Consider the following 16,378-nt stretch of genomic DNA (forward strand, 5'->3'; position numbering starts at 1 on the left):
ATGTGCGCTGCCGATGTGCGCTGCCGATGTGCGCTGCCGATGTGCGCTGCCGATTCCCCGATTCAATCGAGCAGTTGCGCCGCCTGCTTGCGCAACGCAAGGCCGAATTCGTCGAGCCAGCCAATCGAGAGACGCCAGCTTTGCCAGTACAGATCGACGTCGAGATGCCTGCCCGGCAAGATGTCGATCAGTTCCCCGCGAGCGAGAGCCGGCGCAACCATCCGCTCCGGGCACATGCCCCAGCCGAGCCCCGTCATGCATGCGCGCATGAAACCGGCAACGTGCGGAATCCAGTGCTTCGGCGGATCGACTTCCGCGCGCGTGATCTTGCGCATGAAGCGCTTCTGCAGTTCGTCCTTCGGATTGAAGTCGATGCACGGCGCGCGGCGCAGCGTGTCGCGCGTCACGCCCCCGGCGAAGTGCCGCGCGTGAAATGCCGGCGTGCAGACCGCGAGGTACCGCATGCGGCCCAGCCGCGTCGAGCGGCAGCCCTGCACCGGCTCGGCCTGGGTGGTCACCGCGCCTTGCACGCTGCCGTCGCGGATCAGCTGGGCCGTGTGGTCCTGGTCGTCGATCACGAGGTCGAGCAGCATTTCACGCTCGGTGCAAAAGCCCGCAACCGCATCGATGAACCATGTCCCCACGCTGTCGTCGTTCACCGCGACGCGCAGCATGGGCCACGCCTGCAACTGCGCGCCCGGCAGCGCGGGAAGCGGGCCGGCCAGTTCAGCCTCGAGCAACTGCACGCGCTCCGTATGCCGGCACAGCAGCGCACCTGAAGTGGTGGCGACACATGGCGAGCCGCGCTTGACGAGCACGCTGCCCACGCGCTCCTCGAGCAGCTTCACGCGCTGCGATACCGCCGATGGCGTGACGTTCAGTTCGCGTGCGGCACGCTCGAACGATCCATGACGGACCACAGCCGCAAGCGCATCCAGCAATGCGTAGTCGAGCATTAGCGTTCCTTAACCGGTGTTAAGAGAATTAGGTTTTCTTAGCCAACAGATTACTTCAGACTGCGGCGATCCACCCTTTTATATTGTTTTGATACGCGATGAACTGGATATCTTTTTCTCATGGCGCCGCATTGTGCGCGTCGCTGATCGTGACGATCGGTGCGCAAAACGCATTTGTCCTGCGGCAAGGCATCATGCGCGCGCATGTCGGCAAGATCGTGCTGCTGTGCGCGCTGTCGGACTTTATCCTCATCGGCGCGGGCGTCGGCGGCGCCTCGGCACTGGTCAGCCGCTATCCCGTGTTTATCCACACGCTGCTGTACGTCGGCCTCGCCTATCTCACATGGTTCGGCATCAGCGCGTTGCGCCGCGCGCTACGGCCGAGCGGCAAGGTCCTCGATGCGCAAGGCTCCGACGCGTCGCGGGTTGCGTCTTCGACTGCATCCGCCCGCGAAACGCAGCGCACGATTCCGATTATCTTGATGACGCTCGCGTTCACATGGCTCAATCCGCATGTGTATCTCGACACGTTTCTGCTGATCGGCACGGCCGGCGCACGCGAGCCGGAAGGCGCGCGTACCGCATTCGCGCTCGGTGCAATGGCGGTCAGCGCAGGATGGTTCGTCGCGATTGGTTATGGCGCGCGCGTGCTTGCGCCGCTATTTCGTCGCGCCAACGCATGGCGCGTTCTCGATGGTGCAATCGGCGGGATGGTGTTGTTGCTCGCGCTCGCGCAGTTCCGCTGATTCGATGCCGCCGGCTCAGTTGCGTTGCGCGGCATCGAGCCGCGCCCGGCATGCCGCATCCGCACCGACGCCGACCGTGCGCAACGCGCCATCGGTCACATACGGCTCGATGCCTGCCGCGCAGATTTTTGCGGCGATGTCGCGCCGGCACGCTTCATCGTCCGGCGCGCAATAATCGATCGAAATTACCGGTAACCGGTAACGCTCGCGAATCGTGCGCGCCTGATCGAGCAGCCATTCGCGGTCGTCGGCCGGTACGGCTCCATAGCGCTGCTTGCCCTGGTCCCAGTTGCCGTACAGCGATTCGAATGCAACCGCCGCGACGTCGCCGTGAAGCTCGGGCAGCACTTCGAAGCCCCGGTTAAAAATGAGTTGCGCGTCCGGATAACGCGCCTTAAGCGCGCGAATCGTATTGACGAGTCCTGCCTGCTGCCGCGCACGCGCGGCATCGGTCTTCGCGATCAGTTGCCACGAATCGAGCGTATCGAGGAAAAAGCCGCGATAGCCGCGCGCCCACAGCGGCGCAATGATGTGTTCGACAAAAAACTGCGGCCAACCGGGCGCGCCCTGATCGATCACCGCCGAGGCCCACTCCGCATTGCGCCCGATCAGCCACTGCTTCGGCATCGACGCCAGGTAGTCGCGATCCTTCGTGACCTCGCCGACGCTCACATAGGCATACCATTTCGTACAGCGCGACCTGTCTGCGCCGTTCGCCGCCGCCATCGAAGATACCGTGCGCGGATCGAAGCCGCTATCCGCTTCGACCACTACCGTATCGAACTTCGACAGCTGATCGACCGGCACCTGTTCGCCGTAAAACAGGGCCACCGCACCGACACCGCCTTTCGCTCCGCGCGAGCAGGCTGCCAGTGCCGGCCGCGCACAGATAGCCGATAACAGCACGAGTACCGCCGCCACGCACGCGATCTGCACCCAGGGTGGGCCAAGCCGTGCGAACAGATTCGCGAGCGCGGTCATCTCAGTTGTGCAGCATGTAAGTTTCGTACTCGAGCCTTGCGAACTTGCGGTCGAGCATCTGCACGGCCGCGACGACGAGAATCAGCAGCGTCAGCGCAAAGCCGTAGCCATACGTGTCGGGCGAAAGCCGCAACGTGATGCCGGTCAGCACGCCGTTCAGCGCGACAAAAGCGACGCAGAGCTTCAGCACCGAGCGCCGCGCATCGAGATAGAAGAATACGTTCAGCAAACCGAGCAGCAGCACCTGCAGGCTTGCCGCGATCACGTCGAGAATCAGCAGCGGCATATACAGCGTGGAGATGTGCAGTGCATCGAGCACCCACCTGCCGAACGCAAGAATAAGCAGCAGCACCACCGCCTGGATCTTGACGATCTCGTAAAGGCCCGCGCGGATGCTCGACACCATCATGTCGCGCATGTCGTTGATATGGCGCAGCGTCGCGCCGCTGCGCACCGCATCGTAGAACGCGTCGTAGTACTCGACGAAGTCAGCCTCGATACGTACGAGAAACGTCGCCATGCCGGGCATCACGCATACATAGGCGATAAACACCGGAATATCGTAGATCACCGACGCATGCAGCGGCCCGATCACGGTCGCCCCCGTGGCCGGCGCGTACCAGAACATGAACTTGTCGAGCCACACGCCGAGATTGAACAGCAAACCGGCCAGCGCGAGACTCGGATACGCGAAACGTCGTTCGAACGCTTCGAACGAAATAAAACGCTCGCTGCGGTAGTTCCGGTAAATGAGCCCGGAAAGGCCCGTGAGCAGCACGACATGCCCCGCGACGAAGCCGCCCAGCAGCCCCGCAATGCCGTGCCGGTTCAGCATCAGCGCGAACGCGACCGTGCAGCCGTAACCGATAAAAAATACGACAAGAATCTGCCGGTATTGTTTGACGCTCGACAGAAAGATCACCGCGATCCAGATATTGCTGATCACGACAAAGCCCGCGACCATCAGCAGCCGGTACAGCAGCGGCTCGCCGCCGAAACCGAGCCACACGGCGAGATAGCCGACGATTCCCGACGCAGCCGTCGAGACCAGCACGACGCCGTTGTAGTTCGACAGCACGAGATCGTCGCGCTTTTCGAAGAGGCGGTCTGAAATGAAGCGCGTAAACGACAGCTGCAGCGGCCCCGTCAGAATCAGGCTGCCCGCAATCAGGTAAGTGACCGACACCTGGAATTGCACGATCGCGTATTTCGGGATCGTGAACGCAAGGCTCATCAGGCCGATCACGAGAATGCCGACGATCGACATGATCAGCGGCCCGGAACTGATCAGCCCCGCGTACGCGTAGGCGCGCATCGCGCCGGTCAGCGTGTCGCGCCGCAGGATCTTGCGAAGCTCGAAACCAATGCCTGCCATCAGCGATTCTCCTGCGCTTGCGAAGGCTGTACGCCCGCTGTGCCGGCCGCGGCTGCGCGCGCGCCCGCGTGCACCGGGCAACCCGTCATGCCCGATGCGATGCCTGCCGCGCCGCCCGCGTCGTTCGCGCCGCCACGCGCGGTCCGCGTCGGCGCGGCGGCAAGCCGCTCGTACAGTTCGCGATATTGATCGATCATCTGAGCCTTCGTATAGAAGCGGCGCACGCGTTCGAGGCCCGCTGCCTGCGCGGCTCGCCAGCGCGGCACGTCGCCGAGCAGTTCGAGCACCGCCTGCGCGAAGGCGGCCGGGTTCGCGATCGGCACGACAAGGCCGGCCGCGCCGAGCGCACGGTCTTCGTCGCCATAGCCTTCGATCAGCTGCCGGCACGATCCGACGTCCGTCGTAATCGACGGCACGCCCGCGGCGAACCCTTCGAGCACGACCAGCGGCAACGCCTCGCTGATCGACGTCAAGGCAAGCGCGTCGACTTGCGGCAGGATTTCATCGATGCGCTGAAAGCCGAGAAACTTCACGTGCCGCGCGAGGCCGAGACTTTGCGCGAGCGCGCGACATTCCTGTGCATAGGCCGGGTCTTCTTCTTCCGGTCCGACAATCCATCCTTCGATATCGGGCATCGTGCGCGACGCAATGAAAATCGCGCGGATAAACGTCTTGATGTCCTTGATCGGCACGACGCGGCCGATCAGCGCGACGACCTTGCCGGCCCGCGCCTGATCGGGCTCATGCGGCGCGCGTTTGGCGACGAGCGGCGCCAGCCCGTCGACATCGACGCCATTCGGAATATTGCGCGTACGCGCCGCATCGGCGCCATCGGCGATCTGCCGCTGCCGGTTCGTTTCGTAGAGCGCGACGATATCGTCGGCGGCGTCGTACGCGAGCTTGCCGAGCGCTTCGAAGAAGCGCACCCACAGTTCGCGGAAATAGCTGATCTTCGAGATGTCGCGCTCGAACGCGCCACGGTTGTCGCGAATCCACTGGCTTTGCAGCAGGTCGATCTTGCGTTCTTTCGTGTAGATGCCATGCTCGGAGACGAGCAGCGGCCGGCCGGTGCGGTAGTGCAGCAGCGCGCCGAGAAAGCCCGCATAGCCCGTCGATACCGTGTGGTACACGCGCGCCGGCGGCAATTGCGCGGCAATGCGCGCGAGCTGCCACAGCGGCTTGTGCATGATGCGCACGGTCCAGAAGTAGTCGGTAAACGACGGGTCCGTGCAATGCCGATGGTACTGATCGACGATAAAGTCCCATGCCGCGCGGCTCGACACGAATTGCTGCTCGTTGAGCGGTCCGTCGTCGCCGATCAGGTGCACGAGGTCGGCCATCAGCGCGGCCGGATTTGCGCCGTGCCGGTTACGCCATGCATCGTGCAGTTGGGCCGATTTTGCGAATGCGGCCGCATCGCCGGGAATTTCGCGCGCCGTCTGCCTGTCGGCCGGTGCCGCCTCATACAGGTAATGCGCTTCGAAGTGGACGACGTTATCGGGCAGCTCATACGCGGCGCCGTGATAGTCCTCTTCGCGGCTGCCGACGAATGCGATCGCAAAGCGAATTCCCGGGTACGAGCGGATCATCTGATTGACCCAGCTCGACACGCCGCCTCGCACGTACGGGAACGTGCCTTCGAGCAGCAGGCAGACATCGGCATCGGCGGCGCGACGAAAAAGTGACGAATTCATGGCGACCAGTATTGAACGACGGGTTTGAGCAGCGGCAGCGCCGATGCGTGGCCGAGCGACGCGAGCAATTCGGCCACGCGCGCGTAATCGCGTTGCAGGAACGCGGCTTCGGCGAGCCACGGCACGAGGCGCTCGCGCGGAAAACCGAGCGCCTGGGCGCGCGCCAGATAGCCCGCGGCATCGGCGGCCGCGCCTTGTGCGAGCGCGAGACGCCCGCGGATCAACCAGAGCGCAGCATCGCCGGCGTCGATCTCGAGTGCGGCGCTCGCGTAATGGTCGGCCTGCTCGAGCGTGTGCGTATAGACCGCGCCCTGCACGAGGTTCTGATAAACGAGCTCGAAATACAGCTCGGCCAGTTGCCGGTTGATCGCGTGACGCTCGCTATCGGTCTGCGCGAGTTCGAGCGTCTGCGCGGTCTGGAAAATTTTCTGCATCACGTCGTTCTCGGCCTGATCGAGCGTGCCGTATGCAATCAGCCGCACGTCTTCGATCGGATCGGCGAGCAGATCGCGCAGCAACGTGCCCGTGGTGCGCGTCGGCATGCTCTGGATCGCGACGAGCGCGGACAGCCGGTCCGATGCATTGACCTGCGTATTGACGAGCCGCGCCTGCAGGCGCGCGCCGCCGCCGTGCGAGACGCGCGACATCAGATACGTGACGAACTCCGGTGCGGGCACTTCTTCGAGATCGTCGTCGCTGCGCTTGCCTGGAAACCAGGCAGCCCATATGCAGCTCGCGAGCAGGACGAGGCCGGCCGCGACCGGGACGAACGTGCAGAAGAGCCACAGGAACAGCAGCGTGAAGCCGCGCGGCTCGCGATACCGTGGCGGCAGCAGCAGGCGGAACAGCACGGCCTGCAGCGCGCCGCAGATCGCGTCGAGCAGCATCGCGGGCAGGATCGGCCCTTCGACGGTCGCACCGGGCGCGAGTTGCCACAGCACGCTGCCCTGCACGAGTGCCAGCGCAACGATCGCCAGCAGGGCCAGCACGGACAACACCACGCGCCACGCGTTCGAACCGTTGGAAACGCTCGACGAGCGCTCGCGCCTAGCCATCGATGCCGCTGCGTGTCAGCAGCCCTCGCAACGCCGGGCCCGGCGCGCCGCTGCCCAGATGCAGCGTATGCACGCCGATGCGCGCGCCTTCGAGATCGAGATCGAACTGCACGCGCAGGCTTGCTTCGATACGCGCGAGATAGCCGTCGACGCCGGTCTCGTCGGTCGCGGGCATCAGATTCACGAGCACCGACTTGCCCTCGGTCCTGATCGGCCACAGCAGATCGAGCGAGCGGCGCCGGCGCATCACATGCTCGAAGAACGAATCGCCGGCGTCGTCATGCGGGAATACGAGCGCGACCAGCGACGACGCGATGCCCGCCGAGCGCGCAAGCCGCGAGAGCCGGCTCAGATCGAGCGCGAAGTCGTACGGGCAGTTCTGCACGACATCGAGAATCTCGCGCACCTGCCGCGAGTGCTCGACGCCATCCGCGTAATAGCCGAGCAAAACGAGCAGCAACTGGAGATTGTCGAAGTTCAGCGACAGGAACGGCATACGCCGGATCGCGACGAGCGCGAGCACATCGCCGTCCGCGGCGACCACCGGCGCACAGACGAGCAGCGAGGTATGCACGACCGGCCGTTCGTCGCTGCGCAGATGCGCAACGCTCTTCGTTTCGAGCGCGCGCGCCACGAGGTCGTCGTGCGCATCGAGTTCGAACGCGTCGCCCACGCGCGCGAGCGCCGCGGCGCCGGCCTTGCCGCCCTGCACGGGAAACAGCGCGGCCACTTCGATCTGGCATGCCTGCGCGACGAATTCGAGCAGTTCGTGCGCCCCGGGCATATCGTCCGCGGCACGCGTGCGCGGCGCCTCGAGGCCGTGCGCGACCGACAGCCGGCGCAACTCGGTAATCGAATCGCGCAGCGTGGTCGGCTTCGACAGCAGGTCCTTCTCGAGCCGCTCATGCGATAGACGCATCAGATAGTGGCTATTCGTGATTGCGACGAGCCGGTCGTTCAGATAACCGTTGAGCGCGTTCGCGCGTGCCGCGCGCGCGCCCCAGATATCGCCGAAATGACCGACGAGAATTGTCTGCAACAGGCCGCCGATGAAAAACGTCGTCGGCCATGCGTCGCCGCCGCCGTGCGTGTGCACGAGCCAGGCGCCGACCAGCATGGCGCTCGCCAGAAGACCGAGCAGCGTGCCGTAGCGCAGCGCGACCACGAGCGTCGCGAACCAGAGCCACGGAAAGCCCGTGTCGAGCAGCAGCGGGTCGGACGGATCGAAATGCCAGCACAGCAGGCAGACGATCAGCATGAAGCCGACCGTCTCGACGATCGCGAACGGCCGCGTGACCGCAGGCGCCACGAAGCGCCGCACGGCATTCAGATGACCGAACGGGTGCGCGCTGCGCGGCTTCACGGCTGCCGCGTTCGCGCTGCTGTCCGGTCGGGAAGTGGCGGTATTCACGGCCGACTCCTGATGGCTTGTCTAAAACCCGATGACGGCATGCGCCGCTTCATGCGTGCGCGCGCAACGGCGCGAGCAGCTTGCCGATCAGCGACGTCGCGACGTTTGCGAGGCTCGAGCGGCTCCAGCCGCTGCGCGAGCCCGTCGCGCTCCATACGACCTGGCCCGACGCGACATCGACGAGTTCGAACGTGACGCCCGCGACCGGCTCGCCATCGACGCCCGCCTTGTAACGCCACTCTTCGACCGCGCCGGTCAGCACGTATTTGACGTGCTGCTCGCGCGCCCAGGCGAGCTTCTTCTCGCCGATCTCGCGCTGCGCGGTGTCGAACATCGCATTCGACGCCGCATCGGCCGGCGCGACGCGCACGTCCGTGAGGCCGTTCTGACGCAGCACGTTCGCGGCGATCGCGGTCGCGCTGCTGCCGGCCGCCGGCGTCTCGGTGAAATTCGCCAGCGCGACGACCGCCACCGAATCGCCGGTGGCGAGCGACGGCGTGGCCGCGCTCTGGCTGATCGAGCCGCATGCGGAAAGCAGCAGCACGGTCGTCGCGGCGGCGGCAAGCCAACGAAGCGGACGGAACCGCCCCTGTGCCGTATGCGTAAGTTTGTCTCTGGTGTTCATCGAACCACTCCTTTCCCGTTCATTGCGTTTTACGTTGTCGCGCTTTTTCGATGCGAGTTTCGGTCACTGCCGTCCTGCCCTGCCCATCAGTAGTACCAGCTATATCGCGCACCCATCAGCGTGACCGGCGTTCCGAGACGCGACACGCGCTGATGCTGGATAAACAAGGCCATATGGTCGCCGCCGAACACGGTGCCCGCCAGGCCGACGTTGAAGTCCGGTCCCCAGCCCTGATTCGAATCGTGCAGGATGCCGACGTCGAGAAACGGCCGCCAGCGATGCGTGTACTGTTCGAGCAGGTCGTTGCCGAAACCGAAGTAGAGGCCGTACTGCGTGTATGTGTCGGGCAGGAAATCGCTCGCGACCGCAGGCTGATCGGCCGCGGGAATCAGCCGCGAGATCAGCGGATCCGCGCTGCCGCTTGCGCCGTAACCGCCGTGCGTGCCGACCACGCGCACCGTGTAGTCCGGATATTCGGTGTGAAAGCGGTAGCTGATTTCGCCGTTCGACAGCACGCCGCTGCCGATATAACTGCGCGCCTGGCTATAGAAACGGTCCGCTTCGACGCTGCCGGTGACCGTGATGCGCTCGGTCACGCGCCAGGTGAAGTCGCCGACGAGGTTGTCCTTCATGGCGCCGACCTGCAGCGATTGCGTTTCGTCGGCAAGCTGATTGCGGCCCGCGTGCACGCCGAGCGTGAGCGGCGAATTGCGGCCCGTTTCGGCAGCAAGCGCGAACGTATAGAAGCTGGCGAGCGCGTCGCGCCGGCCGCCTGTCACCTTGAACGAGGTATCGCGCGTCTGGCGCTCGCCATAGATGCTCAGCGACCGGTCCACCGACGGCACATTGACGAGTTGCGTGATATCGGTCGAATGCTGGAAGTTCTGCACGCCGAGCACGCCGACCCTATAGCGCTCGGCGATCTTGTGGCTCGCCGCGAGCGTCTGCTCGATATAGTCGAGCGGATGCTCGACGTGGCTCGTCACCGTCGCGTCGATCGATTGCGGCCAGTCGAGCGCCGTTTCGGTCACGCGCGTATGCAAGGCCGTGTCTTCCGGTGCGCCTTCGAGGCCCTCGAACGCAATCTGCTGCGCGCGCCGCGGCTGGTCGACAGCGATCGTCGCGTCGATGCGGTCCGCGATCGGCAACCGCGAGCGTTCCTGCGACAGCAGGCGCTCGAGCGTGGGAATGTCGTTGTCGGCAAGCGCGATCGTCAGTTGCGCATCCGCGGGGCGCGCGAGACGCGCTGCGTATTGCTGCGCGAGCCAGCGCTTCGCAAGCGGATTGCTTTCGTGCGACAGCGCCCATGCGATCGCTACCTCTTTGGCGACCGCATCGCGCAGGCGGCTGTTTTGCGGCAGTTTCGCGCCGGCCTCGGGCGCGCCTCCGGGCAAGCCGCTCGCACTGCCGAGCAGCGTGCGGCGCACATACGAAACGTCGGGCGGCGCGGCTTGCGTCGAGAGCAGGTTATCGAGCAGTGCCGCCGAGGCGTCGGCCGTCGTGTAGTCGGTCGACAGCGCAACGCGCCGGCCGCGCACATCGGCCAATGTTTCGGCATCCTGCGCGGTGCGCCCGCGCAGCGCGCCGCGCGGCGCGCCATGCAGCTTCGCGAGCGCGGCTGCATCCTGTTGCAGCTGCAGCCAGACCTTGTGGCGGATCGACCATGCGAGGTCCGCGTGGCCCGCCATTTCCTGCGCGTCGGCATAGGTCAGCAGCCACAGCGGATCGCGCGAGAGCGCGCCGGCCTGACGGCGCAGATACTCGAGCGCGGCGACCGGCCGGTTCAGGCGCATCTCGGCGGCCGCATACGGCTCCCACAGCGCGGCGCTGCGATCGATGTTGCCGCGCCAGCGATTGAGCGCGAGCTTCAGGTCCGCATCGCTGCCGTAGTCGACGAGGGTCCACAGATACGCCGCGCGCATGTCCGACGTCGCATCGGGCAGCTCCACCGCACGCTTGAGGTCGGCAAGCGCATCGAGCGGCCGGTCGGTCAGGCGCTCGTATTCGGCGCGCACGGCGAGCACGCCCGGCGAAGCTTCGGCGGCACGCAACTCGTCGGGCGTGAGGCTCGCGAGCAGTGTGGCGACGCGGTCGTATGCCTGCGCGTCGGTGTAATAGAAGATCGCATCCTGCAGCGCGCGCGGCGTGTGATCGCGCCGGTAGCGCAGTTCGGCCACGCGTGCCGCGTCGATCGGATACGGATCGTAGAAGTACGTCATTTCGCCGAGCTCTTCGGGCGTCGCGACGCCACTTGCGAGCAGATGCTGGTAGGCATCGTTCGCTTCGCTGTCGAGCTGCAGCAGGCGCGCGAGTTCCGCATAGTCGCGCCAGAAATCTTCGTCCTTGTCGCTCGCGCCGGCGCGCGCGCGCTTCAACGCTGCAAACGACGCGCGATAGTCGCCCGCGCGATACAGCACGCTCGCGGTGCGCAATGCCGCATTTGCATCGTTCGGATGGCGCGCCTGCACTGCGCGATAGGCGGCGAGCGCCTGATCGTCGTGGCCGGCCCGCTCCGCGAGGGCGCCGATGCGCTGGTCGAGCGCATCGCCATTCACGCCGCGCGGCAGCGAACGCAGGAACGCGAGGCCGTCGTCGGGACGGCCGAGGCGCTCGTAGGTCGCGGTGACGTTGTCGATCAGCTTCAGGTCGTTCGGCGTCTGGCGTGCCTGATGGACGAGCGCGGTCAGATACGCTTCGTCGTCGTCGAGCATCGGCGCGATGCGCAGCACGTTCTGCCAGCCGACCGGGTCGTCCGACAGTTGCGCGTAGTCGAGCCACGATTTCAGCGCGCGCGGCGCATCGCGGTTCCACTCGGCCGTCTGCGCGAGGCGTTTGACCCACAGCACCGAGTGCGGATCGCGCTGGACCTGTTGCGCGGCGATTTTCTCGGCGCTCGCGAGGTCGCCTGATTCGACGAATGCGTTGTAGACGACGTCGGCTACATTTCCGTTCGCGACGGGCGCCGATGCGCCGGCCGGCACTGCCGCCGAGGTCGATGCGGCTGCCGTCGATGCGGTAGCGGGATCAACCGGTTGCTCCGGCACCGCGGCAGGCTGCGTCGACGCCGCAACGCGGATCAGATGCACACCATCATGCATACCATCACGCGCGGCATACGACGCGCCCGGCGCGCGCCGCACGACCGGACCGTCCAGATACGCGTACGACGCGGAAGCTGCATTGACGCGCGCACGCGCATGCATCTTCGCGACGATCGCCATTGCGGCAGCCAGATCGCCATGCGCCTGCGCGTATGCCAGTGCGGCTGGTGAATGGGTCGAACGCGGCGCATCGGGTTCGGCGGGCTGCGCCTGCGCATAGCGGGCCAGCATCCGCGCGTAGCGGTCGACCGCCTCCGGACGGTTCGCCGCGCGCGCGAGATTCAGCAATACGATCAGCGTCGCCGGATCGTCGGCGAGCGTGCCGAGATGCGCGTCGGCCGCCGCAAGCGCATCGTCGAGCAGATTGCCGGACTGCAGCGTGCGGATGCCCGCGATAAAGCAGCGGCGGGCTTCGTCGCGCGTCTGCGCGGCGGCCTGCTTGCGGAACCATGCGTCGGCGGCCGCATGGTAGTCGCCGACCTGCAGCGCGTAGCGCGTGATCTGCGTGTCCCACTCGGTGCGCCCTTTCGGATCGTGCGCCGACAACTGCGCATAAAGATCGAGGGCGACTCGCGGCAAGCCGGCCGCGGCCGCGCGCTGCGCAAGCCATTCGAGATCGTGCGGCGCCCACTGCTCGTTTGCCGCGGCTGTCAATTTTGCGCGAAGGTCGTCGAGCGCGGCCGCACGGCGCGGATCGGTCTCGACGAGCGCGAACGTGCGCTGCTCGGCGACGCCAAGACGTAGCATCGTTGCGGCGCGGCGCATATCGTCGGTATGCAGTGCGTCCATTCGCGCGGCCACGCGCTGCGCATCGTCGGCGCGGCCGAGATACAGATACTGCGCACCGAGCAGCGACAGAAACTCTTCGTTGTCCGGCTGCACGCGCGACCACGCTTCGAGATAGGCAACGGAGAGATCGCTCGGCGCGCCGACCGACGCAATGCGCTCACGCATGCCGCCGCGCGGCGCCACAGCGTACATCGTCGCGAGCACGACGGCGGCCAGCGTCAGCACGAGCCATGTCGAAACGATGCGCGGGCGCTTCTGCGCCGCGGAACTGGCCGTTTGGGTTTCCACATTCGCCGCCGGATTAGCCATGACACGCAACCTCGACGGGCTGATAGTCGATGTTCAGACCGGCGGCGGGCGCCGTGTCGAAGCGCAGTTTCGAGCCATCGCGCTTCGTTGCGACCGGCCGCCCCGCTACGCTGACGCTGCAGCGCTGCGCGTTCGCGAGTTCGACAAAGGGCTGGTAGTAGCCGCCGAACTGGAACGACATGCCACGGCCGTCGCGCTTGAAATCGCGCACGAAACCGTTGGCCTGCGCGATGTAAGGCAAGGTGTTCGACGATGCCGCCGGCGCTTGCGCCGCGATCGCGTCGCGCAACGGCGTGTCGAATGCGACGCGCGCGGCGCCGTCGGCAATGTGGATGTATGTGCCGTCGGGGCCGGGCGCATAGCCGGTCACGCCGCGCGAAGCGCCGAGATCGGGCGCGTTCGTGCCCGGCCAATGCAATTCGCGCACTTCGCCGTTGCCGCGCACGATCCACGTGCTGCCCGCGGCGGCTGCCGTGTTCTCCGCGCGCTCAGTGCTCTGAGCGCTCTGAGCGCGCACTTCGCGCGCAACCGCGAACGTCCGCCAGTCGAGCACTTTCTGCGTGTAATCGGTGATCTGCACCGGCAGCACCGGTTGCTTCAAGACCGCCGCGAAGATCTGGTCGAGCGCGCGCAGCGATGCGACTTTCGTGCCGCTATACATGTGGTAATAGATGTCGATCGGCTTGAAGCGCAGCGGCCGGTCGGTCATATCGAACGTTTCGAGCACGCGCGTGAAACCGTAGAACGGCCCGAGCCAGTCGTTCGTATAGACGTTCTCGTCCTGATTCGGCGCGTACACCTGGTAAGCGCCCGGCCCTTTCGCGACACCGATCGGCGCGATGTTCGTCCAGCTGTTCGCGCTCTTCGTGATGACCGTGTCGCCGCCGTTGATGTTGTCGACGCCCGCCGCATATACCTTACGCACGACGATCGCGGGCGGCTCGCAGTTGCCGGGCCATTGCAGCACCACGGTCTTTTTACCCGGCGGCGCGAGGCGCGAATTGATGTAGTCGATCGAGCCCGTGATCTCGCGGTCGATGTTGAATTTGTAGTTCGGAATGTTCAGCGAGAAAGCCGTATCGCCGCCGCCGCGATCGATTCGCTCGCCGGTCTTCGCATCGACGTTCTCCCATTCGAACGGATGCGAAAAGGTGTGCGTGCCGATCGCCACGTACGGCAGCGCGAACATCTTGCGCGCGATCTCTTCGAGGCGCGGCGATATCTGCGGATACAGGCCCTTCGGACCGACCTCGCCTTCGATCACCGACAGCGTCATCGGCACCTTGTAGCGCGTGAAGATCTGCTGGTACAGCGCTTCGCCCGAGTAGTCGGCGCCCGGAAACTCCGCACGCGACGCGAAGCCGTCGCCATCGACATGCGACATGAAAAGACGCCGCCCGTTCTCGGTGGTTACGCTCGGCGCCGGCATCGGCGTGAGGCGCAGCGCATCGGCAAAGAATCTGATCGGCTGAATCGCCCAGCGCTCCTGGCCGATGCCGTTCAGCGAAACGACCGTGTAAGGGCTCAGTGCGTAACCGCCCCATGGCGTGATCGCGACCGGATCGAGCGTCGCTTCGCCGGACTTCACACGCAACAGCGACCGGCTCGCCGCGCCGACGCGTATGCCCGTCAGATCGCGCGGACCGAGCTTCGGGTCCGTCTCGAAACCGATGATCGGATCGCGCGACACCACGCTGACCGGTTCCGTGAAGGGCCCAGCCACCGGCTGCAGATCGAGCGCCGGACCTTCGTCTTCGGCCGCATCGAAACCGAACTGGCCGATGAACGCCACCGGCACGTGCGAAGCGATGCGTGCGTCGATCCATCTGCGCCACGTGGCCGTGTCGCGCGCCTCGTCGCCTTCGAGCCAGACGACGACGCCCGCATAGCGGTCCGGCGTCACGTCGTCGGGCAATCCGTCGTTGATGTTCGCGTATGCGACGTCGTAGCCGAGGTAGTTGAGCGGCGTGGCGACGTCGCGCACGCCCGGCGTTTCGTCGAGCGGCAAATCGTCGGGGCGATCCTGCACGACGAGGACGCGCCGCGGCAGCACCTCGATCGCGCCGATGCCGACCACGTTGCGCGAAAGGTTCGTCACATAGGGCGTCACGCCGCTCGCCACGACCCGCGCGGCGGTCGTGCGCGCGCAGGCACGGTCGTCGCCCGGGCACAATTCGATCGAGATCACCGGCACGCCGGTGCGCTGCGTGAACGAACGCGCGGCCGCGCTGCGCGCGGTACGCTCATCGGCCGACACGTCGAGCGTGCGCATGACGGCGCCCGGCGCGGCACCGCGCACGAGCGACGGACCCACCACCGCATACAGCGCGGCGGCGTGCGGCAAAGCGGCCTCGAGCGCGTCGGCGCCGCCGACGACCAGACGCGCGTCGACATGCGCCGCGCGAATCGCGTCAATCGCGGCAATCGCCGTCGGTGTGTCGAGCAGGAAGCCTCGATAGCCGCGCTGCCACAGCGGCTCGATCTGCTGTGCGACGAATGACGATGGATCGCCGCCCATCGCATGCGTGCGTGCGATCCAGGCTGTATGCGCGAGCGGATGTGCGGCGGGGTCGAAGCCGCTCGCCGGGTCGATCACCACGGCATCGAAGGCCTGCAGCAGATCGACGGGAGGATGCGCGCCATCGAAGAAGGCGATGTTAGGCGCGCTGCCGCGAGTTGCGCGGTCGACGGAGGGCGCCGCGGCGAGCGCAGCGGTGTCCTGAACGTCGGGAGTCTGCGGATGCGTCTGTGCCTGCGCTTCGCGTTGCGACACGGCGCCCGCGCCAAGCATGACGAGCGCGAGCGTCAGCCAGACGCACGCGGTATGCCGCACCGGAAGTGCTGAAAAAAACCAACGAATGCGTGCCGATAGCGGCCTCGCCGTCCCCGCCCCAAACTCCGTTGACATGATGGCTGTCCGTTCGCTTATTGCTTTTAACCGGACCATCGAATTACCTGCTTATCGACGGCTTATGCGACTTCCTGAATCGGATTCCCAACGCACCGGTTTTTTTCTCTGCCACGCGGCTATTTCCGCGTCGAATTGCAGACCAGCAACGAACGGACTTCACGAAGCGCTATTCCCTGAATCGGCGCGCATTTTAGCGTGCGTTCCCGCACAAAGAAAAGGCCTTTTGTCGAAATAGACTGCGCAAAAACTACCGAATGAAACGTGCGATTGATCAATAGCCCTTATCGTTAAAGACGCGCAAACGTTAAACAGAATTTTTCATAGAAAACGCATCGACGACGCTTTGGCTTTTTTACAACCGGCAATTTCGACTGAAATATCCGCAAATTTCGCGGAAAAATCCCGGGCGATAGGCACGACAGTTG

The 16,378-nt window shown here is 65.5% G+C and carries 10 protein-coding genes; 1 reads left to right on the forward strand and 9 read right to left on the reverse strand.

Annotated features, from left to right (window positions below; translation table 11 throughout):
- Positions 1–62: 62 nt before the first annotated feature.
- Positions 63–956 (reverse strand): LysR family transcriptional regulator ArgP, encoded by an 894-nt coding sequence (locus tag BTO02_RS13785; RefSeq protein WP_075157509.1) that lies wholly within the window; start codon positions 954–956, stop codon positions 63–65.
- Between the two features lie 98 nt (positions 957–1,054).
- On the opposite strand from BTO02_RS13785, the gene BTO02_RS13790 reads away from it, so the two are divergent.
- Positions 1,055–1,702, forward strand: a complete 648-nt coding sequence (locus tag BTO02_RS13790; RefSeq protein WP_075157510.1) for a LysE/ArgO family amino acid transporter — start codon at positions 1,055–1,057, stop codon at positions 1,700–1,702.
- A 15-nt stretch (positions 1,703–1,717) separates the two neighbouring features.
- Here the strand turns inward: BTO02_RS13790 and BTO02_RS13795 are convergent, their stop codons facing one another.
- The 8 genes from BTO02_RS13795 to BTO02_RS13830 form a co-directional block, all read right to left on the reverse strand.
- Positions 1,718–2,683: an endo alpha-1,4 polygalactosaminidase gene (locus tag BTO02_RS13795; protein WP_075157511.1), complete on the reverse strand. Its 966-nt coding sequence runs from the start codon at positions 2,681–2,683 to the stop codon at positions 1,718–1,720.
- Position 2,684: 1 nt separating this feature from the next.
- Positions 2,685–4,058, reverse strand: coding sequence for an exopolysaccharide Pel transporter PelG (gene pelG, locus BTO02_RS13800; protein WP_075157512.1), 1,374 nt, complete (start codon positions 4,056–4,058; stop codon positions 2,685–2,687).
- Complete coding sequence (gene pelF, locus BTO02_RS13805; protein ID WP_075157513.1) at positions 4,058–5,752, reverse strand: GT4 family glycosyltransferase PelF; 1,695 nt, start codon at positions 5,750–5,752, stop codon at positions 4,058–4,060. The genes pelG and pelF overlap by 1 nt, the downstream gene beginning before the upstream one ends.
- The gene (locus BTO02_RS13810; RefSeq protein WP_198039144.1) at positions 5,749–6,807 is read right to left on the reverse strand and encodes a hypothetical protein; all 1,059 of its coding nucleotides are present in this window, start codon (positions 6,805–6,807) and stop codon (positions 5,749–5,751) included. Before BTO02_RS13810 ends, pelF begins: the two co-directional genes overlap by 4 nt.
- Positions 6,800–8,218, reverse strand: a complete 1,419-nt coding sequence (locus BTO02_RS13815) for a PelD GGDEF domain-containing protein (protein WP_075157514.1) — start codon at positions 8,216–8,218, stop codon at positions 6,800–6,802. Before BTO02_RS13815 ends, BTO02_RS13810 begins: the two co-directional genes overlap by 8 nt.
- Positions 8,219–8,267: 49 nt before the next feature.
- Positions 8,268–8,843: a penicillin-binding protein activator LpoB gene (locus tag BTO02_RS13820; RefSeq protein ID WP_075157515.1), complete on the reverse strand. Its 576-nt coding sequence runs from the start codon at positions 8,841–8,843 to the stop codon at positions 8,268–8,270.
- Between the two features lie 86 nt (positions 8,844–8,929).
- Complete coding sequence (locus BTO02_RS13825; RefSeq protein WP_075157516.1) at positions 8,930–13,042, reverse strand: tetratricopeptide repeat protein; 4,113 nt, start codon at positions 13,040–13,042, stop codon at positions 8,930–8,932.
- On the reverse strand, positions 13,035–15,833 hold the full coding sequence (locus tag BTO02_RS13830; RefSeq protein ID WP_232243535.1) for a sugar ABC transporter: 2,799 nt from the start codon (positions 15,831–15,833) through the stop codon (positions 13,035–13,037). Before BTO02_RS13830 ends, BTO02_RS13825 begins: the two co-directional genes overlap by 8 nt.
- Positions 15,834–16,378 lie beyond the last annotated feature (545 nt).

Source organism: Paraburkholderia sp. SOS3 (assembly GCF_001922345.1).
Classification (GTDB): domain Bacteria; phylum Pseudomonadota; class Gammaproteobacteria; order Burkholderiales; family Burkholderiaceae; genus Paraburkholderia.

What these genes read in the sequence shown, in the direction of transcription:
- BTO02_RS13785 (WP_075157509.1), bottom strand. Translation starts at nt 956, where the DNA reads ATGCTCGACTACGCATTGCTGGATGCGCTTGCGGCTGTGGTCCGTCAT.
- pelF (WP_075157513.1), bottom strand. Translation starts at nt 5,752, where the DNA reads ATGAATTCGTCACTTTTTCGTCGCGCCGCCGATGCCGATGTCTGCCTG.
- BTO02_RS13830 (WP_232243535.1), bottom strand. Translation starts at nt 15,833, where the DNA reads ATGCTTGGCGCGGGCGCCGTGTCGCAACGCGAAGCGCAGGCACAGACG.
- BTO02_RS13810 (WP_198039144.1), bottom strand. Translation starts at nt 6,807, where the DNA reads ATGGCTAGGCGCGAGCGCTCGTCGAGCGTTTCCAACGGTTCGAACGCG.
- pelG (WP_075157512.1), bottom strand. Translation starts at nt 4,058, where the DNA reads ATGGCAGGCATTGGTTTCGAGCTTCGCAAGATCCTGCGGCGCGACACG.
- BTO02_RS13795 (WP_075157511.1), bottom strand. Translation starts at nt 2,683, where the DNA reads ATGACCGCGCTCGCGAATCTGTTCGCACGGCTTGGCCCACCCTGGGTG.
- BTO02_RS13825 (WP_075157516.1), bottom strand. Translation starts at nt 13,042, where the DNA reads ATGGCTAATCCGGCGGCGAATGTGGAAACCCAAACGGCCAGTTCCGCG.
- BTO02_RS13790 (WP_075157510.1), top strand. Translation starts at nt 1,055, where the DNA reads ATGAACTGGATATCTTTTTCTCATGGCGCCGCATTGTGCGCGTCGCTG.
- BTO02_RS13820 (WP_075157515.1), bottom strand. Translation starts at nt 8,843, where the DNA reads ATGAACACCAGAGACAAACTTACGCATACGGCACAGGGGCGGTTCCGT.